The sequence below is a fragment of the Pseudomonas sp. NFACC56-3 genome (assembly GCF_900100025.1).
Lineage (GTDB): Bacteria > Pseudomonadota > Gammaproteobacteria > Pseudomonadales > Pseudomonadaceae > Aquipseudomonas > Aquipseudomonas fluorescens_AA.
The window spans coordinates 288,527-311,911 of the sequence record NZ_FMTK01000003.1; the positions used below are offsets into that span (position 1 = coordinate 288,527).

General features: G+C 62.2%; 20 protein-coding genes. 15 read left to right on the forward strand and 5 right to left on the reverse strand.

Annotated elements, in window-relative coordinates; translation table 11 throughout:
* Positions 1–135: 135 nt before the first annotated feature.
* The 7 genes from BLO80_RS06555 to BLO80_RS06590 all read left to right on the forward strand — a co-directional run bounded on the left by BLO80_RS06555 (position 136) and on the right by BLO80_RS06590 (position 11,333).
* Positions 136–786 carry a GNAT family N-acetyltransferase gene (locus BLO80_RS06555; RefSeq protein WP_092199073.1) on the forward strand — a complete coding sequence of 217 codons (651 nt, stop codon included), beginning with the start codon at positions 136–138 and terminating at the stop codon, positions 784–786.
* Positions 787–851: 65 nt separating this feature from the next.
* Positions 852–2,579 (forward strand): autotransporter assembly complex protein TamA, encoded by a 1,728-nt coding sequence (locus tag BLO80_RS06560; protein WP_218189361.1) that lies wholly within the window; start codon positions 852–854, stop codon positions 2,577–2,579.
* A complete protein-coding gene (locus tag BLO80_RS06565) occupies positions 2,576–6,262 on the forward strand; it encodes a translocation/assembly module TamB domain-containing protein (RefSeq protein ID WP_092327402.1) in 3,687 nt (1,228 codons plus the stop codon). The genes BLO80_RS06560 and BLO80_RS06565 overlap by 4 nt, the downstream gene beginning before the upstream one ends.
* Before the next feature lie 223 nt (positions 6,263–6,485).
* Positions 6,486–6,959 (forward strand): MarR family winged helix-turn-helix transcriptional regulator, encoded by a 474-nt coding sequence (locus tag BLO80_RS06570; RefSeq protein ID WP_092327404.1) that lies wholly within the window; start codon positions 6,486–6,488, stop codon positions 6,957–6,959.
* Positions 6,956–8,425 carry an efflux transporter outer membrane subunit gene (locus BLO80_RS06575; protein ID WP_092327405.1) on the forward strand — a complete coding sequence of 490 codons (1,470 nt, stop codon included), beginning with the start codon at positions 6,956–6,958 and terminating at the stop codon, positions 8,423–8,425. The genes BLO80_RS06570 and BLO80_RS06575 overlap by 4 nt, the downstream gene beginning before the upstream one ends.
* Before the next feature lie 15 nt (positions 8,426–8,440).
* Positions 8,441–9,640, forward strand: a complete 1,200-nt coding sequence (locus BLO80_RS06580; protein ID WP_092327407.1) for an HlyD/EmrA/EmrK family protein — start codon at positions 8,441–8,443, stop codon at positions 9,638–9,640.
* A 163-nt stretch (positions 9,641–9,803) separates the two neighbouring features.
* Positions 9,804–11,333 (forward strand): DHA2 family efflux MFS transporter permease subunit, encoded by a 1,530-nt coding sequence (locus BLO80_RS06590; RefSeq protein ID WP_092327410.1) that lies wholly within the window; start codon positions 9,804–9,806, stop codon positions 11,331–11,333.
* 120 nt (positions 11,334–11,453) lie between these two features.
* On the opposite strand, the gene BLO80_RS06595 is transcribed toward BLO80_RS06590, so the two are convergent.
* The gene (locus BLO80_RS06595) at positions 11,454–12,224 is read right to left on the reverse strand and encodes a UDP-2,3-diacylglucosamine diphosphatase (RefSeq protein WP_092327412.1); all 771 of its coding nucleotides are present in this window, start codon (positions 12,222–12,224) and stop codon (positions 11,454–11,456) included.
* Positions 12,221–12,724 carry a peptidylprolyl isomerase gene (locus tag BLO80_RS06600; RefSeq protein ID WP_092199319.1) on the reverse strand — a complete coding sequence of 168 codons (504 nt, stop codon included), beginning with the start codon at positions 12,722–12,724 and terminating at the stop codon, positions 12,221–12,223. The genes BLO80_RS06595 and BLO80_RS06600 overlap by 4 nt, the downstream gene beginning before the upstream one ends.
* A gap of 249 nt (positions 12,725–12,973) precedes the next feature.
* Here BLO80_RS06600 and BLO80_RS06605 point away from each other — a divergent pair, with 249 nt between their 5' ends.
* The 3 genes from BLO80_RS06605 to BLO80_RS06615 all read left to right on the forward strand — a co-directional run bounded on the left by BLO80_RS06605 (position 12,974) and on the right by BLO80_RS06615 (position 16,882).
* A complete protein-coding gene (locus tag BLO80_RS06605) occupies positions 12,974–14,674 on the forward strand; it encodes a glutamine--tRNA ligase/YqeY domain fusion protein (RefSeq protein WP_092327413.1) in 1,701 nt (566 codons plus the stop codon).
* A 20-nt stretch (positions 14,675–14,694) separates the two neighbouring features.
* A complete protein-coding gene (gene cysS, locus BLO80_RS06610; RefSeq protein WP_092327415.1) occupies positions 14,695–16,077 on the forward strand; it encodes a cysteine--tRNA ligase in 1,383 nt (460 codons plus the stop codon).
* A gap of 349 nt (positions 16,078–16,426) precedes the next feature.
* Positions 16,427–16,882 (forward strand): DUF2214 family protein, encoded by a 456-nt coding sequence (locus BLO80_RS06615; RefSeq protein ID WP_092327416.1) that lies wholly within the window; start codon positions 16,427–16,429, stop codon positions 16,880–16,882.
* 193 nt (positions 16,883–17,075) lie between these two features.
* Here the strand turns inward: BLO80_RS06615 and csrA are convergent, their stop codons facing one another.
* Complete coding sequence (csrA, locus tag BLO80_RS06620; protein ID WP_003179932.1) at positions 17,076–17,270, reverse strand: carbon storage regulator CsrA; 195 nt, start codon at positions 17,268–17,270, stop codon at positions 17,076–17,078.
* A 247-nt stretch (positions 17,271–17,517) separates the two neighbouring features.
* On the opposite strand from csrA, the gene BLO80_RS06625 reads away from it, so the two are divergent.
* Positions 17,518–17,883 carry a penicillin-binding protein activator LpoB gene (locus tag BLO80_RS06625; RefSeq protein ID WP_092327418.1) on the forward strand — a complete coding sequence of 122 codons (366 nt, stop codon included), beginning with the start codon at positions 17,518–17,520 and terminating at the stop codon, positions 17,881–17,883.
* A 156-nt stretch (positions 17,884–18,039) separates the two neighbouring features.
* Here the strand turns inward: BLO80_RS06625 and BLO80_RS06630 are convergent, their stop codons facing one another.
* Both BLO80_RS06630 and BLO80_RS06635 read right to left on the reverse strand, forming a co-directional pair.
* Entirely contained in the window at positions 18,040–18,729 is a 690-nt protein-coding gene (locus BLO80_RS06630; protein WP_092199034.1) for an endonuclease, read from the reverse strand.
* Positions 18,730–18,734: 5 nt separating this feature from the next.
* Positions 18,735–19,034 carry a DUF1654 domain-containing protein gene (locus BLO80_RS06635; RefSeq protein WP_092327419.1) on the reverse strand — a complete coding sequence of 100 codons (300 nt, stop codon included), beginning with the start codon at positions 19,032–19,034 and terminating at the stop codon, positions 18,735–18,737.
* 206 nt (positions 19,035–19,240) lie between these two features.
* Here BLO80_RS06635 and BLO80_RS06640 point away from each other — a divergent pair, with 206 nt between their 5' ends.
* The 4 genes from BLO80_RS06640 to BLO80_RS06655 all read left to right on the forward strand — a co-directional run bounded on the left by BLO80_RS06640 (position 19,241) and on the right by BLO80_RS06655 (position 23,382).
* The gene (locus BLO80_RS06640) at positions 19,241–19,693 is read left to right on the forward strand and encodes a hypothetical protein (RefSeq protein WP_092327421.1); all 453 of its coding nucleotides are present in this window, start codon (positions 19,241–19,243) and stop codon (positions 19,691–19,693) included.
* Positions 19,694–19,839: 146 nt separating this feature from the next.
* Entirely contained in the window at positions 19,840–20,799 is a 960-nt protein-coding gene (locus tag BLO80_RS06645; protein WP_092327423.1) for a sugar ABC transporter substrate-binding protein, read from the forward strand.
* Positions 20,800–20,854: 55 nt separating this feature from the next.
* Complete coding sequence (locus BLO80_RS06650; RefSeq protein ID WP_072405219.1) at positions 20,855–22,408, forward strand: sugar ABC transporter ATP-binding protein; 1,554 nt, start codon at positions 20,855–20,857, stop codon at positions 22,406–22,408.
* A complete protein-coding gene (locus BLO80_RS06655) occupies positions 22,405–23,382 on the forward strand; it encodes an ABC transporter permease (protein WP_060738184.1) in 978 nt (325 codons plus the stop codon). The genes BLO80_RS06650 and BLO80_RS06655 overlap by 4 nt, the downstream gene beginning before the upstream one ends.
* Positions 23,383–23,385: the final 3 nt, after the last annotated feature.

Consider the following 23,385-nt stretch of genomic DNA (forward strand, 5'->3'; position numbering starts at 1 on the left):
GGGAAGGGAGCCAGCGTGGCAGTAGGACAAATGCGCTGCTAATGTCCTTTGCATGTAGGAACGATCACGACCCCATCGGGTTCGTACTCATAAGAGCAGGGCCTCATCGAGCCTCGCCCCAGGAGATCCAACACCATGCCTGAAACCGCCACCGCCATCGCTGACGTCCATATGCTCGACAGTGGTTATTCCCGTGAAGCCCGTTCGTTGCTGTACCAGGCCTATCGCCATGAGCCTACCTTCAGCTACCTGTTCGAATCCGAGCGTCCCGGTTATGAACAGCGGGTACGGGCCACGGTGCGTGAGCTGGTCAAGCAGCATTTTCTCCAGGACCTGCCGGCCATCGGCCTGCTGGTCAACGACCGTCTGATTGGCATCGCCCTAATCGCCCCGCCGCAGCGACGCCTGGGCATCACCGAAAGCTGGGCCTGGCGCCTGCGCATGGTCTTGAGCACCGGTTTTCGCTGCACCCGGCGCTATCTGGAGTACCACGCGGCGGTGCTGGCCTGCCTGCCGTCGGATGCGGTCCATGTATTGCCGCTGCTGGGGGTGCACCCACAGTTCCAGGGCAAGCATTTCGGCGAGCAGTTGCTCGAGGCGGTCCATAACTGGTGTGCGGTGGACGAGCACTCCCAAGGGGTGGTGCTGGACACCGGCAACCCGCGCTACCTTGAGTTCTATAAACGCCAGGGATACGAGGAAATCGGTGAAGTCGCGGTAGGACCGATCCGCGAGCATGTGTTCTTCCATGCCAACCCGCAGATTCTGCAAAGCGCAAGGGCATAATCGGGCGAACTTTTAGGAAATGTCCGGCTCTATCAGGCACCTACGCTCGTGATAGCATCCGCGCCATGAACCTCCCAGGAAGAATGACCCGTGGCGCGCTCTTGCTGTCCTTCAGCTGCGCGGCACTGGCAAACAGTGAATTGGAAGTACGCGTCCAGCCGTCCAATGATGAACTCAAGGCCAACGTCGAAGGTTACATCGGTGGCGTGGGGGATCGTGACGAGGCGGCCTTGCTGCGTTTCAGTCGCGGCGCCGAGGAACAGGCGCGCAAGGCCGCCCAGGCGCTGGGCTACTACCAGCCGCAGATCGACAGCCAGGTCAAGGGCGGCAAGGATCCACGGCTGGTGCTGACCATCGACCCCGGCGAGCCGGTGCACCTGCGCAACGTCACCGTGCGCATCGATGGGCCGGCGGCTTCGCTCAAGGCTTTTCGCGTGCCCGACAATGCCGCGCTGAAGCCCGGCGCGGTGCTCAACCATGGTCGCTATGAAGACGCCAAGCGGGTGATCCAGAACCAGGCCTCGCGCTACGGTTATTTCAGCGGGCGTTTCACCCGGCAGAAACTCCTGGTGGACCCCCAGGCGGGCATCGCCGACATCGAGCTGGTCTACGACAGCGGCCCGCGCTATGCCTTGGGCCCGGTGAGCTTCGAGGGCGACACGCCGTTCGACGAAGACCTGCTGCAACGCATGGTGCCGTTCAAGGCCGGCACGGCGTACGACTCCGAGCTGATTGCCGAACTCAACCAGGCCTTGCAATCGAGCGGCTATTTCGAAGGCGTTCGGGTGGATGCGGCCCCCACCGCCGCCACCCACAATGTCATTCCGGTGGTGGTCAAGCTCGATACGCGCAAGCCGCGCACCATGGGCCTTGGCCTGGGCTTCTCCACTGATGTCGGTCCCCGGGCCAAAGCCAACTGGACGCGCCACTGGGTCAACCCCCAGGGCCACAGCTATGGCTGGGAAGCGGAAGTGTCGGCGCCCCGGCAAAACGTCGGCCTGTGGTACGACGTGCCGCTGGACCCGCCGCTGACCGACAAGATGCGCTACGCCGGCGGTTATCAATATGAAGAACTGGCCGGTACCGACAGCCTCAGCAAACTGCTCACCGTGGGCCCGGAATGGCACAGCAAGTTGCCCAGCGGCTGGCAGCGGGTGGTGTCGCTCAAGTGGCAGCGCGAGGAGTACCGCCTCGGCGACGATGCGGGCCTGAGCACGCTGTTGATGCCGGGCGTGAGCTATTCCTATCTGCGCAGCGACAACCGCATCGACCCGCACAACGGCTACCGTCTGCAGTTCGACACCAAGGTCGCCAAGGAGGGGCTGGGCTCGGACAATAACCTTGTGTACGGCACCGCCATGGTCAAGGGCCTGACCACGGTGTTCGACAAGCATCGCTTGCTGGCGCGGGCGCAAATCGGCGGCAGCGCCACCAATGGCTACAAATCCATTCCGCCGTCCCTGCGCTTTTTCGCCGGTGGCGACCAGAGCGTGCGGGGGTACGACTACCAGAGCCTGTCGCCGGAAAACTCCGAGGGCGACCGTATCGGGGGGCGCTACATGGTCGCCGGCAGCCTCGAGTATCAGTATTCCATCGCGGAAAAATGGCGAGTGGCGACGTTCATCGACCAGGGCAACGCCTTCAACAGCCTTGAGCTGCCGAGCCTGAAGACCGGCGTGGGCGTCGGTGTGCGCTGGGTGTCGCCGGTGGGGCCGATCCGCCTCGACCTGGCCCATGCGATGGACGATGAAGGCGGTATTCGATTGCACTTTTCCATGGGGCCTGAGCTGTGAAGCGTGGTGTGAAGATAACGCTGCTGGCGCTCGCCGGGGGAACGCTGGCGGTCGTGCTGGCCTTGAGCGCGGTACTGGGCACGGCATTTGGCAGCCGCTGGGCCCTCGGCCTGGTACCGGGGCTGGCCGTGGAGAATTTCCAGGGCCGGCTGGGCGGGCAGTGGAGCGCCGATCACCTGCTGTGGCAGCAGGGCGACAGGCGGGTGGCGATGGATCGAGTGATATTCGCCTGGTCGCCGTTGTGCCTGGCGCGCATGACCTTGTGCATCGAACAGCTCAAGGCCGACCAGGTGGCCTTGCAGTTGCCCGCCTCGGCCGATGAGCCGAGCAGCGGCCCGATCAGCTTGCCGGACCTGGACTTGCCGCTCGCGATCGAACTGGGCGATGTGCAAGTCGGCAGCCTGTCGTTCAACGGCAGCGAGCAACTCAAGGGCCTGCAGTTGGTTGCCCATTGGACCGCCGAGGGCCTGCAGATCGACTCGGTGCAATTGCAGCGCGACGAGCTAGGTCTGAAGCTGTCCGGCTTGCTCAAGCCCGCCGGCGACTGGCCGTTGAATGCCGAAGGCCGGTTGACCTTGCCTGCGCCGGGTGCCACGCCCTGGGCCCTGGACCTGAAAGTCGACGGCAACCTGCTCAAGACCCTCAACCTCAAGGCCGACAGTAGCGGCTACCTGCAAGGTCAGTTGACCGGTGAGCTGCAACCGCTGGCGGACAACCTGCCCGCCAAAGTGCGCATCACTGCCGACGGTTTCAAGGCCAGCGCCGATCTGCCGGACACGCTGTTGCTCAATCAGTTGGAATTGACCGGCGAAGGCGATCTGAAAAGTGGCTATCAATTGCTTGGCAAGGCGACGTTGCCCGCCGAAAAGGGGCCAGTGGCATTGCTGCTGCAAGGCACCGTGGACGCCAATGGCGCACGGATCGCCGGCCTGGACTTGGACGCCGGCAATCAGCAGAGCCTGAAACTCAGCGGGCAAGTGGACTGGCGCGACGGCTTGAGCGCCGAGGCGAAAGTCGCCTGGCTGGATTTCCCCTGGCATCGCCTGTATCCGCTGATCGACGAACCACAGGTAGCGTTGCGCAGCTTCAATGGCGAAGTCTCGTACACCGATGGCAACTACCTGGGCAATTTCCAGGCCGCGCTGGACGGCCCCGCCGGGGCTTTCAGCCTGGACAGCCCGTTCAGTGGTGACCTGACGCAAATCCATCTGCCGCAACTCAAGCTCGCCGCGGGGCAGGGCAAGGCCGAAGGACACCTGAGCCTGCAATTTGCCGATGGCATTGCCTGGGACACGGCGCTGCAACTGTCGGCCATCAACCCGGCGTACTGGCTCGGCGAGTTGCCCGGCACCCTGGCCGGGCCGTTGCGCAGCAAAGGCGCGATGAAGAACGATCGCCTCGAGCTCGACGCGGACCTGGATCTCAAGGGCAAGCTGCGCGGCCAACCGGCGCTGTTCCAGGCCAAGGCCAGTGGTGCCGGCGAGCAGTGGAACCTCAGCGCGCTGGACATCCGCCTGGGGGATAACCGCATCAACGGCACCGGCAGCCTGCAACAGAAGCTCACCGGCCAGATCGACATCAAGCTCGCCCGCCTGGCCCAGCTCTGGCCGCAATTGCGCGGCCAGGTCGTTGGCCGGGTCGATGTCGCCGGCACGCTCAAGGCGCCCCAAGGCAAGCTCAGTCTGCAAGGCACACAATTGGCGTTGCAGGACAATCGCCTGCAAAGCCTGAACCTGGACGCGACCCTCGACAGCGCCCAGCGCGGCAAGCTCGACCTCAAGGCCAGCGGCATCCGCGCCGGCGAAACTTCGTTGGGCGTGCTGACCGTCAGCGGACAGGGCGACATCAAGCGGCAAACACTCAACCTGGACTTGCAAGGGCCGCAGCTCGACACGACCCTGGCGCTCGACGGCGCCCTCGACCAGGGCAATTGGCGCGGACGCCTGGCCAGCGGCGAGGTGCAGGCCGGCGGTCAAGCCTGGCGCCTGCAAGCCCCGGCAAAACTGGAACGCCTGGCCGATGGCACGCTCAACGTCGGCGCTCACTGCTGGCGTTCAGGCGAGGCCAGCCTGTGCGGTGAAGACCAGCGGCTGATGCCGGAGCCGAAGCTGCGCTATCACCTCAAGCAATTCCCCATTGAAAGCCTGGCCCAGTGGATGCCCAAGGATTTTGCCTGGCAGGGCCGGCTCAATGCGGACCTGCAACTGGACCTGCCGGCGAGTGGCCCGAATGGCCGGGTCCTGGTGGACGCCAGTGGCGGTACGTTGCGCATCCGTGACAAGGCGGGGGACAAGGCGCAATGGCTGGACTTCCCCTACCAGACCTTGACGCTCAATAGCCGCCTGACTCCCAAGCGCATCGACACCGACCTGAATTTCGTCGGCACCAAGCTCGGCGAGCTGATGCTCCAGGCGCAGATCAATCCGCTGCCGGCCAGCAAGCCCTTGAGCGGCTCGTTCCGCCTGACCGGCCTGGACCTGTCCGTGGCCCGGCCGTTCGTGCCGATGGTGGAAACCCTCACCGGTCACTTGAACGGCAGCGGGACGTTGTCGGGTGGTTTGCTCGCGCCCCAGGTCAACGGCAACCTGGTGCTCAGCGACGGCGAAGTCTCCGGCCCGGAACTGCCGATCAGCCTCGAAGCCCTGCAGGTGCGGGCGATGATTGCCGGCGAAACGGTGCGGCTCGACGGCGCCTGGAAAAGCGGCAAGCGCGGGCAGGGCAGCCTGACCGGAAACATCGGCTGGGGCAAAGCCCTGACGCTGGACCTGACTCTCAAGGGCTCGCAACTGCCGGTCACCGTCGAACCGTACGCGGTGCTCGATGTCGCCCCGGACCTGAACATCACGATGCAGGGCGAGCGGCTTTCCATTGCCGGCAAGGTCCTGGTGCCCAAAGGCGAGATCACCGTCCGCGAACTGCCGCCGTCCACCGTCAAGGTGTCGGATGACACGGTGATCGTCGGCCACCAGACCGAGGAGGGCAAGGCACCGATAGCCATGGCGATGGACATCGACGTGATCGTCGGCCAGGACAAACTCGCGTTCTCGGGTTTCGGCCTGACGGCCAACGTCCAGGGGCAGGTGCACATCGGCGACAACCTGGACACCCGCGGTGAACTGTGGCTCAACGATGGTCGTTATCGGGCCTACGGGCAACGGCTGACGGTGCGCCGGGCCCGGCTGCTGTTCGCCGGGCCCATCGACCAGCCCTACCTGGACATCGAAGCGATTCGCCAGACCGACGACGTGATCGCCGGCATCCGCTTGAGCGGCAGCGCCGAGCAACCGACTACGCAAATCTTCTCGGAGCCGGCCATGAGCCAGGAGCAGGCGTTGTCTTACCTGGTACTGGGCCGCCCGCTGAGCACCACGGGCGAGGACAACAACATGCTCGCCCAGGCGGCGCTGGGCCTGGGGTTGATGGGCAGCTCGGGCGTGACCAGCAGCCTGGCCAATAGCCTGGGCATCGATGACTTCCAACTCGACACCCAAGGCAGCGGCAACACCACCAGCGTGGTCGCCAGCGGCAACCTCTCGGAAAAACTCAGCCTGCGCTACGGCGTCGGCGTGTTCGAACCGGCCAACACCATCGCCCTGCGCTACAAGCTCAGCAAGAAGGTTTACCTCGAAGCCGCCAGCGGCGTCGCCAGTTCGCTGGATATCTTCTACAAGCGCGATTTCTAACCCTTCCCCAAACCCTTGTGGGAGTGGGCTTGCTCGCGAATGCGGTGTGTCATTCAACAGATAAGTTGACTGATCTACCGCATTCGCGAGCAAGCTCGCTCCCACAGTTTTGTCTGCATTTTGTCTGTTTGTGAATAGCAAGCTAACTATTTGTTTGACATTTGCTGCCTAAGCAGTAATATCTCGACATACATTCACTGCCTAGGCAGCAAACGGTGCTCAGATGAAGCATTTCACTCCAGACGAATTTCACAATTGCCACCTCGGCATGCTGCTCGGCCGCGCCGCGCTGCTCAAGGACCGGATCATCGACACCCACATGGAGCCCGTCGGCATTACCGCCGCCCAGTTCAAGGTGTTGATCATCATGGCCCAGTACGGCATCGACACGCCGGTCGAGCTGTGTCGCTACCTGTCCCTGGACAGCGGCTCGATGACGCGAATGCTCGATCGCCTGGAGCAGAAAGGTTTTCTGATCCGCCAGCGCTCGGCAGAGGACCGGCGCCAGGTGCAATTGGTGTTGACCGAAGCCGGCCAGGCCCTCGCTGATCGCCTGCCGTTCATCGGTGCCGACGCCATGAACCAGTTGGCCGGCGCCATCAGCCGCGAGGAACTGCAAACCCTCGAAAACATCCTCAAGAAAATACTGCTCGCTGCCGGTGACTCCATCACCATGTTGCGATTGGGGGACAAATGAAACGTCAAACCTTGCGTACCCGCTTGAGTCTGGTGCTGTTGGCCATGAGCCTCGCCGGTTGTGCCAGCTACAGCGGCCTGAAGACCGAAGGCGTCAGCCTCGAGGCCAAGAGCCTCCAGGCTGGACAATCCCTGACCGGGGTCACGCTGTCGCCGGCCGCGTGGCCGAAAAACGACTGGTGGAAAAGCCTCGGTGATCCGCAGCTCGACGGCCTGATCCGTGAAGCCCTGCGCGACAGCCCGGACATGCAGGTCGCCAGCGCCCGGGTCCACCAGGCCAGTGCCGCGGCCTATGCCGCCAACGCGGCGCGCCTGCCGACCCTGGATGCCAGTGGCAGCGTCAGCCGTTCGCGTCTGGCCCGTGACCAGGATCCGCAAGGGCAGGGTGGGGCGTACAGCACCCTGCGTTCGCTGAGTGTGGACTTCAACTACAACTTCGACCTCTGGGGTGGCCAGCGTGCCGCCTGGGAAGCCGCCCTGGGCCAGGCCCGCGCCGCCGAGATCGATCGCCAGGCCGCGCAACTGACCCTGGCCGCCGATGTGGCCCGGGCCTACAGCGACCTGGGCCAGGCCCACATTATTCATGACCTGGCCGCCGAAGACCTCAAGCGCACCCGGCAGATGCTCGATCTGGGCAAGCGCCGCCTCAGCGCCGGGATCGACAGCGAATACCAGTTCCAGCAGACCGAAAGCCTGGAAGCCAGCGCCGATGCAACCTTGATCGACGCAGAAAAACGCCTGCAAAGCGCCAAGATCGCCCTGGCGGTGCTACTGGGCAAGGGCCCGGATCGCGGCAATGAAATCGCCCGACCCAACGTGCTGCAAGCCAGCGCGGTCGCCTTGCCGTCGAACCTGCCGGCCGAGTTGCTGGGCCGTCGTCCGGACCTGGTCGCGGCGCGCTGGCGGGTCGAGGCGGCCAGCAAGAACATCGAGGCTGGCAAGACCAACTTCTACCCCAACCTCAACTTGAGCGCGGCGGCAGGGGTGCAGTCATTGCTCGGCGATGCGATGTTCGGTTCGGCCAGTCGCTTCTTCAATGTGGCGCCAACCGTGTCCTTGCCGATCTTCGACGGTGGCCGCCTGCGGGCGGACCTGGATGCCCGGGACGCCGATTACGACCTGGCGGTGGCGCAGTACAACAAGAGCCTGGTCACGGCCCTTGGCGATGTCAGTGACACCATCAACCAGTTGCGCGACATCGCTCGCCAGATCGATGCCCAGCAACATGCCACCGATATCGCACGGAACTCTTACGACACCGTGGTCCAGCGCTACGGCTCGGGCATCGGTAATTACCTGGACGTGCTGAGCATCGAGCAGCAATTGCTCCAGGCCCAGCGCCAACTGGCGAACCTGAATGCCGAACAGATCGATTTGTCGATCCAACTGATGCAGGCCCTGGGCGGTGGTTTCGAAGCCCAGACCCTGGCGGCGGCCACGCCAACCCCTGCCACGCCGACCCACTGATTCGAGGTACTTGTCATGGCGACTGCCGAAACGACTCAATCCGAAAATACACAAGACAGCGTTAACCCACGCAAGCGCAAGGTCATGCTGTTGGCACTGGCGCTGATCGTCATCCTCGCGGGCCTGGGTGTGTGGGGTTGGCATGAACTGTATGGCCGCTGGAGCGAAAGCACCGACGATGCCTATGTGAACGGCAACGTGGTGGAGATCACACCGCTGGTGACCGGCACGGTGGTGAGCATCGGTGCCGATGACGGCGACCTGGTGCGTGAAGGCCAGGTGCTGGTGCAGTTCGACCCGAACGACGCCGAAGTCGGGCTGCAAAGTGCCCAGGCCAACCTGGCCCGGACCGTGCGCCAGGTGCGTGGCTTGTACAGCAACGTCGATGGCATGCGGGCGCAGGTCAATGCCCAAGAGGCCGAAGTGCAGAAGGCCCAGGAAAACTATAGCCGACGCAAGAACCTGGCCGCCGGCGGAGCGATTTCCCAGGAAGAGCTGTCCCACGCCCGGGATGACCTGACCTCGGCGCAGAATGCCCTGGCCAATGCCCGGCAACAGCTCAAGACCACCAGCGCCTTGGTGGACGATACCGTGGTGTCGTCCCATCCCGACGTGCAAGCTGCCGCCGCGCAATTGCGCCAGGCTTTCCTGACCAACGCCCGCAGCACCTTGATCGCGCCGGTCACCGGCTATGTGGCCAAGCGCACCGTGCAACTGGGCCAACGGGTGCAGCCGGGCACGGCGTTGATGGCGGTGATTCCGCTGGATCAGCTGTGGATCGACGCCAACTTCAAGGAAACCCAACTGCGCGACATGCGCATCGGCCAGCCGGTGGACATTGAGGCCGACCTGTACGGCAGCGATGTGAAGTTCAGCGGCACCATCGACAGCCTGGGTGCCGGGACCGGCAGTGCGTTTGCCTTGTTGCCGGCGCAGAACGCCACTGGTAACTGGATCAAGATCGTCCAGCGGGTGCCGGTGCGCATTCATGTCAATGCCGAAGAACTGGCCAAGCATCCGCTGCGAGTCGGCCTGTCGACCCAGGTCAGCGTCAACCTGCACGACCAGAGCGGCCCGGTGCTGGCCCAACAGCCGCCGCAGAAAGCCTCGTTCAGCACCCAGGTCTATGACCAGCAGTTGGCCGACGCCGACGCGATGATCACCCGGCTGATCCACGACAACAGTGCCGCGGCGAGCAAGACCGCGCAGCGCTAGCCAGTCATGGGATGAACCTGTGGGAGCGAGCTTGCTCGCGATGGCGTTGGACCCGCCAACATCGGTGGTGACTGATACACCGCTATCGCGAGCAAGCTCGCTCCCACAGGGGTTGGGCCTTGTCCTAAGGGATTTCGCTTCCTCCGCTTCATAGGATTTCGCAATGAGCAATAACGCGTCCTTCACGCCGCCCAGCCTGTTGCTCAGCACCATCGGGCTGTCGCTGGCGACGTTCATGCAAGTGCTCGACACCACCATCGCCAACGTCGCCTTGCCGACCATTTCCGGCAACCTGGGCGTCAGCTCGGAGCAGGGCACCTGGGTGATCACCTCGTTCGCGGTGAGCAACGCCATCGCCCTGCCGCTCACCGGCTGGCTCAGTCGTCGGTTCGGCGAGGTGAAGCTGTTTTTGTGGGCGACGATGCTGTTCGTGCTCGCTTCATTCTTGTGTGGCATTTCCACCTCGATGCCGGAGCTGATTGGCTTCCGGGTCATCCAGGGGCTGGTGGCCGGGCCGTTGTACCCGATGACCCAGACCTTGCTGATTGCCGTCTACCCGCCGGCCAGGCGGGGCATGGCCCTGGCGTTGCTGGCGATGGTCACGGTGGTGGCGCCGATTGCCGGACCAATCCTCGGCGGCTGGATCACCGACAGCTACAGCTGGCCGTGGATCTTCTTCATCAACGTGCCCATCGGCGTCTTCGCGGTGATGGTGGTGCGCCAGCAACTCAAGGCGCGGCCGGTGGTCACCAGCCATCAGCCGATGGATTATGTGGGGTTGATCACGCTGATCATCGGTGTCGGTGCGCTCCAGGTGATCCTCGACAAGGGCAACGACCTGGACTGGTTCGAGTCGAACTTCATCATCATGGGCGCTGTGATTTCGGTCATTGCCCTGGCGGTGTTCGTGATCTGGGAAATGACCGACCGCCATCCGGTGGTCAACCTCCGCCTGTTCGCCTATCGCAACTTCCGCATCGGCACCATTGTGCTGGTGGGTGGTTACGCCGGGTTCTTTGGCATCAACCTGATCCTGCCGCAGTGGTTGCAGACCCAGATGGGCTACACCGCGACCTGGGCCGGATTGGCGGTGGCACCCATCGGTATCCTGCCGGTGTTGATGTCGCCCTTCGTCGGCAAGTACGCACACAAGTTCGACCTGCGTTTGCTGGCGGGGCTGGCGTTCCTGGCCATCGGCCTGAGCTGCTTCATGCGCGCCGGGTTCACCAACGAGGTGGATTTCCAGCACATTGCCTTGGTGCAATTGTTCATGGGCATTGGCGTGGCGCTGTTCTTCATGCCGACCCTGAGCATCCTGATGTCGGACCTGCCGCCGCACCAGATTGCCGACGGCGCGGGGCTGGCGACGTTCCTGCGGACCCTGGGTGGCAGCTTTGCCGCATCGTTGACCACCTGGATCTGGATCCGCCGGGCCGACCAGCATCACGCCTACCTGAGCGAAAGCATCAGCACTTTCGAGCCGGCCACCCGCGAGGCGCTCAACCAGCTTGGCGGCGCGAGCGCACCGGCCTATGCCCGGCTCGAGCAGGTTCTCAACAGCCAGGCGTACATGCTCTCCACCGTGGATTACTTCACGCTGCTGGGTTGGGCATTCATGGGGTTGATCCTGCTGGTGTGGCTGGCCAAGCCACCGTTTGCGGCGAAGGCGGGGCCGGCTTCGGCGGGGCACTGATCCAGAAGTGAAATGCAATCCAATGTGGGAGCGGGCTTGCTCGCGAAGAGGGCATGACAGTCACTTTGATAGTGACTGACACACCGCTTTCGCGAGCAAGCCCGCTCCCACAGGGGGGAATCAGGTTGGGCTGCTGGAGATTGTGTCGGGCGCTGATAACAGCGGCGGCGGGGCGAACCCAAACGGCGCCAACGCAAACCCCTGTTCGTCCACCTGCAACGCCCAGCCTTGCTTGTCCCAATCCCCCAGCACGATGCGCCGGGCGGCGTGTTCGCCCAGTTGCAGCTTGTGGATGGCGGGGCGGTGAGTGTGGCCGTGGACCAGGGTCTTCACGCCGTATTGCTGCATGATCCGCGGGATCTCTTCGGGCGTGACGTCGACGATGTCATTGGCTTTCATGCGGGTCTGCGTGCGGCTTTCGCTGCGCAGTTTGCGCGCCAGTTTCTGGCGGCTGCCCAGCGGCAGGTGACGCAGGATGAACAGCGTGACCGGGTTGCGCAGCCAGCGCCGCAGCTTCATGTAGCCTTCGTCGCGGGTGCAGAGGCTGTCGCCATGCATCAGCAGCACCGGTTCGCCATTGAGCTGCACGACACTCGGGTCCTTGAGCAGGGTGCAGCCGGCCGCTTTGCAAAAGGCCTGCCCCAGCATGAAGTCGCGATTGCCGTGCATCAGGAAGATGGCCGTGCCGCTGTCGCTCAATTCGCGCAGGGCCTGGCAGATGGAGCGCTGGAACGGCGTCATGGCATCGTCGCCGATCCAGGCTTCGAAAAAGTCGCCCAGAATGTACAACGCTTGCGCCGAGCGGGCGCGTGTGGCGAGTAAATCCAGAAACGCCCGGGTGATGTCCGGGCGCTCCTCTTCCAGATGCAAGTCTGAAATCAGCAATATCACTCAATGATCTCGGCTTTCTCGATGATCACGTCGTCTGCCGGGACGTCCTGGTGGCCAGCCTTGGACGTGGTGGCGACGCCCTTGATCTTGTCGACCACGTCGGTGCCTTCGATCACTTCACCGAACACCGCGTAGCCCCAGCCCTGTACGGTCTTGCCGCTGTGGTTCAGGAAGCTGTTGTCGGCCACGTTGATGAAGAACTGCGCGGAGGCCGAATGTGGCTCCATGGTACGGGCCATGGCAACGCTGTACTTTTTGTTCGGCAGGCCGTTGTCGGCTTCGTTCTGGATGCTCGGGCGCTTGTCTTTCTTTTCCTTCATGCCCGGTTCGAAGCCGCCGCCCTGGATCATGAAGTTGCCGATGACGCGGTGGAATACGGTGTTTTCGTAGTGGCCGGCGTTGACGTATTCGATGAAGTTGGCCACGGTCAGCGGCGCTTTCTCGGCGTTCAGTTGCAGAACGATGTCACCGAAGTTGGTGGTCAGTTTGACTTTGCTCATGGTCGGTACTCTTTCAAGGAATTCGTGGGTTTCGGGGCACAAACGCCCGCAACCGGTCTGGCTGCAATCGGCCAGGTTGGGCAGTTTAGCGTGCCGGGCACGAATTTCGAGGCAGTTTTTCATCTGGCTGTCGATTAAATTCAATCGTTTGCCGGCCTGGCCTGTCAGGTACTTGACAGCATCGGCTATGATACGGGCTTTGATTTATCAGGCCGCACCCGGCCGCGCACTTGTCTGTTCAAGGATCCTATGAGCAAGCCCACTGTCGACCCTACCTCGAATTCCAAGACCGGCCCGGCCGTGCCGGTCAATTTCCTGCGCCCGATCATCCAGGCGGACCTGGACTCGGGTAAGCACACACAGATCGTCACTCGTTTCCCGCCGGAACCCAACGGCTACCTGCACATCGGCCATGCCAAGTCGATCTGCGTGAATTTCGGCCTGGCCCAGGAGTTCGGCGGCGTCACGCACCTGCGTTTCGACGATACCAACCCGGCCAAGGAAGACCAGGAATACATCGACGCGATCGAAAGCGACGTCAAGTGGCTGGGTTTCGAATGGTCCGGTGAGGTGCGCTACGCCTCGCAATATTTCGACCAGTTGCACGACTGGGCGGTAGAACTGATCAAGTCCGGCAATGCCTACGTGTGCGACCTGACCCCCGAGCAGGCCAAGGAGTACCGCGGCAGCCTGACCGAGCCGGGCAGGAACAGCCCGTTCCGTGAGCGCAGCGTGGAAGAGAACCTTGACCTGTTCGCGCGCATGCGCGTCGGTGAGTTCCCGGACGGCGCACGGGTGCTGCGCGCCAAGATCGACATGGCCTCGCCGAACATGAACCTGCGCGACCCGATCATGTACCGCATCCGTCACGCCCATCACCACCAGACCGGCGACAAATGGTGCATCTACCCCAACTATGACTTCACCCATGGTCAGTCGGACGCCATCGAGGGCATCACCCACTCGATCTGCACCCTGGAGTTCGAAAGCCATCGTCCGCTGTACGAGTGGTTCCTCGAGCACCTGCCCGTGCCGGCCACCCCGCGCCAGTACGAATTCAGCCGCTTGAACCTGAACTACACCATCACCAGCAAGCGCAAGCTCAAGCAACTGGTGGACGAGAAGCACGTTAACGGTTGGGACGACCCGCGCATGTCGACGCTGTCGGGCTTCCGCCGTCGTGGCTACACGCCGGCGTCGATCCGCAACTTCTGCGAGATGATCGGCACCAACCGTTCCGACGGTGTGGTCGATTTCGGCATGCTCGAGTTCAGCATCCGTCAGGATCTGGACGCGAATGCCCCGCGCGCCATGTGCGTGTTGCGTCCGTTGAAGGTCGTGATCACCAACTACCCGCAAGACCAGGTCGAAAACCTCGAACTGCTGCGTCATCCGCAAAAAGAAGAACTCGGTGTGCGCAAACTGCCGTTCGCCCGTGAAATCTACATCGACCGCGATGACTTCATGGAAGAGCCGCCAAAAGGCTACAAGCGCCTGGAGCCGAACGGCGAAGTGCGTTTGCGCGGCAGCTACGTGATCCGTGCCGACGAAGCGATCAAGGACGCCGACGGCAACATCGTCGAGCTGCGTTGCTCGTACGATCCGGACACCCTGGGCAAGAACCCTGAAGGCCGCAAGGTCAAGGGCGTGATCCACTGGGTGCCGGCCGCTGCCAGCGTCGAGTGCGAAGTGCGTCTGTACGATCGCCTGTTCCGCTCTCCGAACCCGGAGAAGGCCGAAGACAGCGCGAGTTTCCTGGACAACATCAACCCTGACTCACTGCAAGTGCTGACCGGTTGTCGTGCTGAACCCTCGCTGGGCAATGCACAGCCGGAAGACCGTTTCCAGTTCGAGCGCGAAGGCTACTTCGTCGCGGATATCAAGGACTCGAAACCAGGCCAGCCGGTATTCAACCGTACCGTGACCCTGCGTGATTCGTGGGGCCAGTGATCAAGTCTTAAGGAAATACCGTGCTTACGATCTACAACACGCTCACCAAGAGCAAAGAAGTCTTCAAGCCGCTGGATGGCAACAAGGTGCGCATGTATGTCTGCGGCATGACCGTGTACGACTACTGCCACCTCGGCCATGGCCGCAGCATGGTCGCCTTCGACCTGGTGACCCGCTGGCTGCGGTTCAGCGGTTACGACCTGACCTACGTGCGCAACATCACTGACATCGACGACAAGATCATCAACCGCGCCAACGAGAACGGCGAGTCGTTCGAAGCGTTGACCGAGCGCATGATCGCCGCGATGCATGAAGATGAAGCGCGTCTGAATATCAAGAAGCCGGACATGGAGCCGCGTGCCACCGACCACATTCCGGGCATGCATGCGATGATCCAGGCCTTGATCGACAAGGGCTATGCCTACGCGCCGGGCAATGGCGACGTGTACTACCGCGTCGCCAAGTTCATGGGCTACGGCAAGCTGTCGCGCAAGAAGATCGAAGACCTGCGCATCGGCGCACGCATCGAAGTCGACGAGTCGAAGCAGGACCCGCTGGACTTCGTGTTGTGGAAGGCGGCCAAGCCGGGTGAGCCGAGCTGGGAATCGCCATGGGGCGCCGGGCGTCCGGGCTGGCACATCGAATGCTCGGTGATGTCCACCTGCTGCCTGGGCGAGACCTTCGATATTCATGGCGGCGGCAGCGACCTGGAGTTCCCGCACCACGAAAACGAAATCGCCCAGAGCGAAGCGGCCACCGGCAAGACCTACGCGAACGCGTGGATGCATTGCGGCATGATCCGGATCAACGGCGAGAAGATGTCCAAGTCCTTGAATAACTTCTTCACCATCCGCGACGTGCTCGACAAGTACCACCCGGAAGTCGTGCGTTACCTGTTGGTGTCGAGCCACTATCGCAGCGCCATCAACTACTCGGAAGACAACCTCAAGGACGCCAAAGGTGCCCTGGAGCGTTTCTATCATGCCTTGAAGGGACTGCCCGCCGTGCCACCTGCCGGTGGCGAAGCGTTCGTGGCGCGTTTCACCGAAGTGATGAACGACGACTTCGGCACGCCGGAAGCCTGCGCGGTGTTGTTCGAGATGGTGCGTGAGATCAACCGCCTGCGTGAAAGCGATCTCAATGCCGCGGCCGGCTTGGCGGCCCGCCTGAAGGAGCTGGCCAGCGTGCTGGGTGTGTTGCAGCTCGAAGCCGATGACTTCCTGCAGGCCGGTGCCGAAGGCCGCGTGGACGCGGCCGAGGTGGAGACATTGATCCAGGCACGCCTGGCGGCGCGGGCCAACAAGGATTGGGCCGAATCCGACCGCATCCGCGACCAGCTCACCGCCATGGGCGTGGTGCTGGAAGACGGGAAGGGCGGGACGACCTGGCGATTGGCGGACTGAGTCCACCCCGGTCCATGTGGGAGCGGGCTTGCTCGCGAAAGCGGTGTCTCTGTCACTGAGATGTTGAATAAGCCGCCGTCTTCGCGGGCAAGCCCGCTCCCACAGGGCCGGTGGCGTTCATCCAATTGTGGGAGCGAGCTTGCTCGCGATAGCGGAGTGTCGGACAACATGTTTGTCGGCTGATACACCGCCATCGCGAGCAAGCTCGCTCCCACAGTTTTTTTGAACGGTCCACAGGCATCGCATTCATTGAAAATCCCACAGTTTTTTTGTGCTCAGCCTGGCAATCATTCCTTTATGAGCTAGTACTGTCTGGTCGATTCGACATTCCCACTGTCAGGAGTCTTCCATGTTGGCTCATTGGTCCCTTGCGGCAATTCATCTGCTGGCGTTCGCCCTCGGGTTCTGGGCGGTGCTGACCCGCGGCACGGCGCTACGGCGCCTGGCGGGCGGTGTGGACGCGGTCCGGGGTGTCTTGGTGGCTGACAACCTGTGGGGCCTGTCGGCGCTGGTTCTGTTGGTGACCGGGGGGATGCGCGCTTTCGGCGGGTACGAAAAAGGCACGGACTATTACCTGCATCAACCGCTTTTTCACTTGAAGATGACGTTGCTGCTATTGATTCTGCTGCTAGAGATCGTACCGATGATCGCCCTGATCAAATGGCGGATGGCACTGCGCAACGGGCTGGCGATCGATCCTTCGAAAGCTGGTCGACTTGCACGGATCAGCCACATCGAAGCCTTGTTGCTGATCCTGATGGTCGTCGCCGCCACAGGCATGGCGCGCGGCGTGGGCTTGGGCTGACCGGCCGCGAACGCCTGCTTCGTCATCATTAAAACGAAACGTCTGACAGCCTTGCCAAGCGCCATGCCATTAGTATCGATTCACGGATGGGGTGAAAGAAGGCGGGGAGGGGCAGGGGGCGGCGCAGTCGGCCAGAATCTTTAGCCAGCCACTGCGACGATGCAAACGGGCTGGCTGCGGACTGCTGCAATGTTCAGGGAGTTTGCGGTTTATCAGGGGCGGTAAGGCCGGCCTGAATACGCTGATAGATCTCTTCACGATGCACCGCAACGTTTTTCGGGGCGTTGATGCCGATCCGTACTTGTTGGCCGCTAACGCCCAGAATGGTGATCGTGATGTCGTCACCAATGTTTATGCTTTCACCGACTTTGCGGGTGAGTATCAGCATGGTGTTCTCCTTGATTGCTTTATAGGGCACCTGATTCAGACAGTGCAGATGTCGGTACTGCTTATAGATTAGTGCTAAGTGTCACAATGTGGGTGCCTCTTTCTGACGTGCAGACGCAGCATTAATTCCCAGGGTGCGACTATACAGAGACGCCGGGCAGGATTCTCGTGTTTTGAGCATTGTTTGCGGCGATCTTGACGGGCACGGATGCTAAAATCCATGCCTCATGTCTTCCAGGGGAAACGTTGTGCGTAAATTGGCTTGGGTTATCGCGGTATGTGTGCTGGCAGGATGCGGTGAAGGGCGTGACGTCCAAGCACCGAAGCCGAAACCCGCCGCCACCTCCGCACCGGCCGTCGCTGCCGCGCCGCAGTGGGCCGTCGAGGTTCGTGGCGAGACACCGCAGGCTGTCAGCGACCTGACCGGTTGGCTCATCGAGCACAGCTTCATGTCCAACGTGGTGCGGGAGAACGGCAAGGAGCGCGTCCTGGTCGGCCCTTTCAGCTCCGAGGCCGAAGCCCAAGCCAAGCAGGAACAGGTCACGGCCGCCCTGGTCCGGGCGAAGAAGCGCAACATCGAGACGTTGGTGGTGGATTACCCGACGGCTCAATAATCGGGCAGCCCAAAACGTCAGCCTAGCCACAAAACCTGTGGGAGCGAGCTTGTTCGCGATAGGGACATGTCAGTCAACATCAACGTTGGCTGATCCACCGCTATCGCGAGCAAGCTCGCTCCCACAGTTGGTTTTGTGCTGTTCACGAATGCGAGGTCAACCGCAGGCCTTCATGTCCACCGGTCCCACGAACTCGTTCCCACGTCCCATGACACACGCCACGCTCTGGTTGCGCTGACGTTCCCAGCTTTCGACCGGGTAGGTCTTGTCCCAGGCTTCGTACAGGCGCCGGTCCTGTTTCGACAGGCGCAAGCCATACTGCTTGCTCATGTAGAAATAGGTCCGGGCGATCATCCCCCGGATGGAGGGGCGGGGCATGACCTTCTTGGCCTTGAAATCCACTTGGGTCAGGCATGAGCCGTATTGGCCCTTTTGCTCCGGCAGCCAGCCGAAACTGAAATTGCTGCGATCGCCATTCACTTCCCCGATGCTCGGCACCAGGTTGTGCAGGTCGGCCTCGGCCCGTTGATAGACGGGATCATAGCGGGTGCAGTTCTTGCGACCGCCTTGTTGCCAGCATTGACGCTGATGGCCGATCTGCCAGGCCGGGACGATATGCTCCCACTCGATGCGGGCGGCACGGCTGGCATTCTTGCGCGGTACGTAACCGCAGGCAGCCAGGTTCACGCGATTGCCGGTGTATTTGCAGCCACAGTAGAACTCGGTGGATTGCGGGGCGTAGAGTTTCCAGGCGATTTTCTTGGCTTCGTTGAAGGTGCGCGGGGCACCGGCCTGTGCGCCCATGGTAATGAACACAAGCAAAAAAGCTAAACAGCGAACACTCATCAGGCTCAATCTTCCTTCGGCACAACCCAGAAAACCTGCACACCACCATCGTCGCGATAGGCGAGGGTCACGTTGTCGTTCTCGTCGATTTCTTCCAGGAGGCGTTCCCACTCATCCACCGGCTCGTCGGGCAGGCGGAAGATCAACGCGGCCTTGGCTTTTTGCGCGGTGGGGGCGTTGATGATTTTCGAGACCCGGAGGCCGAGTCGCGTATAGGAATCTAAGGGGGTAGTTGCAGCGGAGGGGGTGGCCACAGGATTATCCTTATTAGGCTGTACGGGTATACAGTATTTAACCGTAGGCATTTACGCAACTACTTAAAATTCAAGAAAATCGTCTGACAGCACTTTTTTCGTTTTGGTGTAGGAGAAAGGAATTTTTTATCGGCTTGCGTAAACAGGTTGTCACCCGCTCAAGGTGGCGAAGCTATTGACTGATTTCATCGGACGCTAAAGAAAGTGCTTCGGCGGGCGATGTCCTTCGTAGGAATCCCCCTCTATGGAGTTTTGACATGTCGTTTTCCATCGGCTTTCCCAATGCGGCAGCGGTGACCATTGGCGGAAAATCCGCCGGCACCCTGAAGGCTTTGAGCGAGGCAGAAGACCAGGCCGCCGATGAGGCCCTGGGTGCAACGCAAGACTCGGGCAAGGTCCGCACGGGCATGGGCGTTGGCGCTGAAGCAACCGACCAGGCGCAGGAGAGCGGCAGCAGCCAGAGCGTGGCCGTCCAGGTGCTGCTCAAGCGGATGCAAGAGCTTCAGCAGCAGCTCAGGGAGCAGCAACAACAACTGGCCGCCGCCCAGGCGCGCGACTATGCCACGGAGGAAGCCAGGACCTCGGCGGTCATGGCCATCCAGGGGCAGATCGCCGACACCAGTGGCGCTTTGCTGGAAGTCACTGGCCACTTGGTCACGGAGTTGTCCAAGGGCAGCGGTTCGGGTTCGGTGGTCAATACGACGGCCTGAGCTTCTACGTTGAGCTGCGACGTTGCGGATCAAACCGCAACGTTGACAAATCTGCGAGGCCTTACCATAGTTCACTTCACGCAAACGTTTGCGCGGCGTTCCGTGCATTGATTTGCTCACAATAATCATAAGATCGGAGTGAACCCATGAAGTTGCCATTCGCTGGACGCCTTCTCGCTGTTGCCATGCTCGCGGCCGCGTCCGCCACGCTGCCTCTCTCCTCGGCATTCGCCCAGACCGCAGAAAAACCCAAGGTTGCCCTGGTCATGAAATCCCTGGCCAACGAATTCTTCCTGACCATGGAAGACGGCGCCAAGGCTTATCAGAAGGAACACTCCGCCGATTTCGACCTGATCTCCAACGGGATCAAGGATGAAACCGACACCGCCAACCAGATCCGCATCGTCGAGCAGATGATCGTGTCCAAGGTCGATGCCCTGATCATCGCGCCAGCGGACTCCAAGGCCATGGTGCCGGTGATCAAGAAAGCCGTGGATGCCGGCATCACGGTCATCAACATCGATAACCAGCTCGATCCGGCCGTGGTCAAGAGCAAGAACATCAACGTGCCGTTCGTAGGCCCTGACAACCGCAAGGGCGCGCGGCTGGTGGGCGAATATCTGGCCAAGCAACTCAAGGCCGGTGACGAAGTCGGCATCATCGAAGGTGTCTCCACCACCACCAACGCCCAGGCACGCACCGCGGGTTTCAAGGATGCGATGGACGCGGCGCAGATCAAGGTCGTGTCCCTGCAATCCGGCGACTGGGAAATCAACAAGGGCAACCAGGTTGCCGCGTCGATGCTCAGCGAATACCCGAACATCAAGGCACTGCTGGCCGGTAACGACAGCATGGCGGTCGGTGCCGTATCGGCCGTGCGTGCGGCGGGCAAGGCGGGCAAAGTGCAGGTGGTCGGCTACGACAACATCAACGCCATCAAGCCAATGCTCAAGGACGGTCGTGTCCTGGCGACTGCCGACCAGTTCGCCGCCAAGCAGGCCGTGTTCGGCATCGAAACAGCGCTGAAGATGCTCAAGGGCGAAAAAGTCGACAGCGGTACCAACGGCGTTATCGAAACTCCGGTCGAGCTGGTGACCAAGCCGTAAACCTGGCGACACAACGGTGCTCGCCCGTCCGGGCGAGCGCATTGGAGAGTTTGTTATGTCCGTTCGCGACCCGAACGCTGTCCTGTGCGTCAGCGGTATCGGCAAGACCTATGCCCAGCCGGTACTGACCGATATCAACCTGACGTTGATGCGCGGTGAAGTGCTGGCGCTGACCGGTGAAAATGGCGCCGGCAAAAGCACCCTGTCCAAGATCATCGGCGGGCTGGTGACGCCGACGACCGGGCAGATGCAATTTCAGGGGCAGGATTATCGTCCTGGCAGCCGGACCCAGGCTGAAGAGCTGGGCGTACGCATGGTGATGCAGGAGCTCAACCTGCTGCCGACCCTGTCCGTGGCTGAAAACCTGTTCCTCGACAACCTGCCCAGCCACGGCGGCTGGATCAGTCGCAAGCAATTGCGCAAGGCGGCCATCGAGGCCATGGCCCAGGTGGGGCTCGATGCGATCGATCCCGACACGCTGGTCGGCGAGCTGGGGATCGGTCACCAACAGATGGTCGAGATCGCCCGCAACCTGATTGGCGATTGCCATGTGCTGATTCTCGATGAGCCGACCGCCATGCTGACGGCCCGCGAAGTCGAAATGCTCTTTGAGCAGATCACTCGTTTGCAGGCGCGTGGCGTGTCGATCATCTACATTTCCCATCGCCTCGAAGAACTGGCGCGGGTCGCCCAGCGCATTGCGGTACTGCGCGATGGCAACCTGGTCTGCGTCGAGCCGATGGCCAACTACGACAGCGAGCAACTGGTGACCCTGATGGTCGGCCGGGAGCTGGGCGAACATATCGACCTTGGCCCACGCCAGATCGGCGCGCCGGCGTTGACCGTTAAAGGCCTGACCCGTTCCGACAAGGTCCGCGACGTGTCCTTCGAAGTCCGCAGTGGCGAGATCTTCGGCATCTCCGGCCTGATCGGGGCAGGGCGCACCGAACTGTTGCGGTTGATCTTCGGTGCCGATCCGGCCGACAGCGGCACGGTGGCGCTGGGTTCGCCGGCCCGGGTGGTGAGCATTCGCTCGCCGTCCGATGCGGTGGCCCATGGCATCGCGTTGATCACCGAAGACCGCAAGGGCGAAGGCTTGCTGCTGACGCAGTCCATCGCCGCCAACATTGCCCTGGGTAACATGCCGGAGATCTCCAGCGCCGGCCTGGTCAATGGCAGCGCCGAACTGGCCCTGGCGCAGCGCCAGGTCGATGCCATGCGCATCCGCAGTTCCAGCCCGACCCAGTTGGTGTCCGAGCTGTCGGGCGGCAACCAGCAGAAGGTCGTGATCGGTCGTTGGCTCGAACGCGATTGCGCGGTCATGCTGTTCGACGAGCCGACCCGTGGCATCGACGTCGGCGCCAAATTCGACATTTATGCGCTGCTCGGCGAGTTGACTCGCCAGGGCAAGGCGCTGGTCGTGGTGTCCAGTGACCTGCGGGAACTGATGTTGATCTGCGATCGAATCGGCGTGCTGTCCGCCGGGCGCCTGATCGACACCTTCGAGCGCGATAGCTGGACCCAGGATGACTTGCTTGCCGCGGCATTCGCCGGCTACCAGAAACGTGATGCGTTGCTCAACGAAGCAGCGCCTAGGGATTTTTCATGAAAACCGCATCTGCCGTCGGCAAATCAAGTGGCAACTTCTATGGCCTCGGGACCTACCTGGGCCTGGCTGGCGCACTGCTGGCCATGGTCGCGCTGTTCTCAACCCTGAGCAGCCACTTCCTGTCCTATGACACGTTCAGCACCTTGGCCAACCAGATTCCCGACCTGATGGTGCTGGCGGTCGGCATGACGTTCATCCTGATCATCGGCGGCATCGACCTGTCGGTGGGCTCGGTGCTGGCACTGGCGGCCTCGACGGTCAGCGTGGCCGTGCTCGGCTGGGGCTGGAGCGTCTGGCCATCGGCCTTGCTCGGCATGGCCGTGGCGGCGCTGGCGGGTACGGTCACCGGTTCGATCACCGTTGCGTGGCGGATTCCATCGTTCATCGTCTCCCTCGGCGTGCTGGAAATGGCCCGGGGCCTGGCGTACCAGATGACCGGGTCCCGGACCGCCTACATCGGCGACTCGTTCGCCTGGCTGTCCAACCCCATCGCCTTCGGTATCTCGCCTTCGTTCATCATTGCCTTGCTGGTGATCTTCATTGCCCAGGCGGTGCTGACCCGCACGGTGTTCGGTCGCTACCTGATCGGCATCGGCACCAATGAAGAAGCCGTGCGCCTGGCCGGCATCAATCCAAAACCCTACAAGATCCTGGTGTTCAGCCTGATGGGCTTGCTGGCCGGCGTGGCGGCGTTGTTCCAGATTTCCCGCCTGGAGGCCGCGGACCCGAACGCCGGCTCAGGGCTGGAACTGCAGGTGATCGCGGCGGTGGTCATCGGCGGTACCAGCCTGATGGGTGGGCGCGGCTCGGTCATCAGTACCTTCTTCGGCGTGTTGATCATCTCCGTGCTGGCGGCGGGCCTGGCGCAGATCGGCGCTACCGAGCCGACCAAACGCATCATCACCGGCGCGGTGATCGTGGTGGCGGTGGTGCTCGATACCTATCGCAGTCAGCGCGCCAGTCGGCGGGGCTGAGCC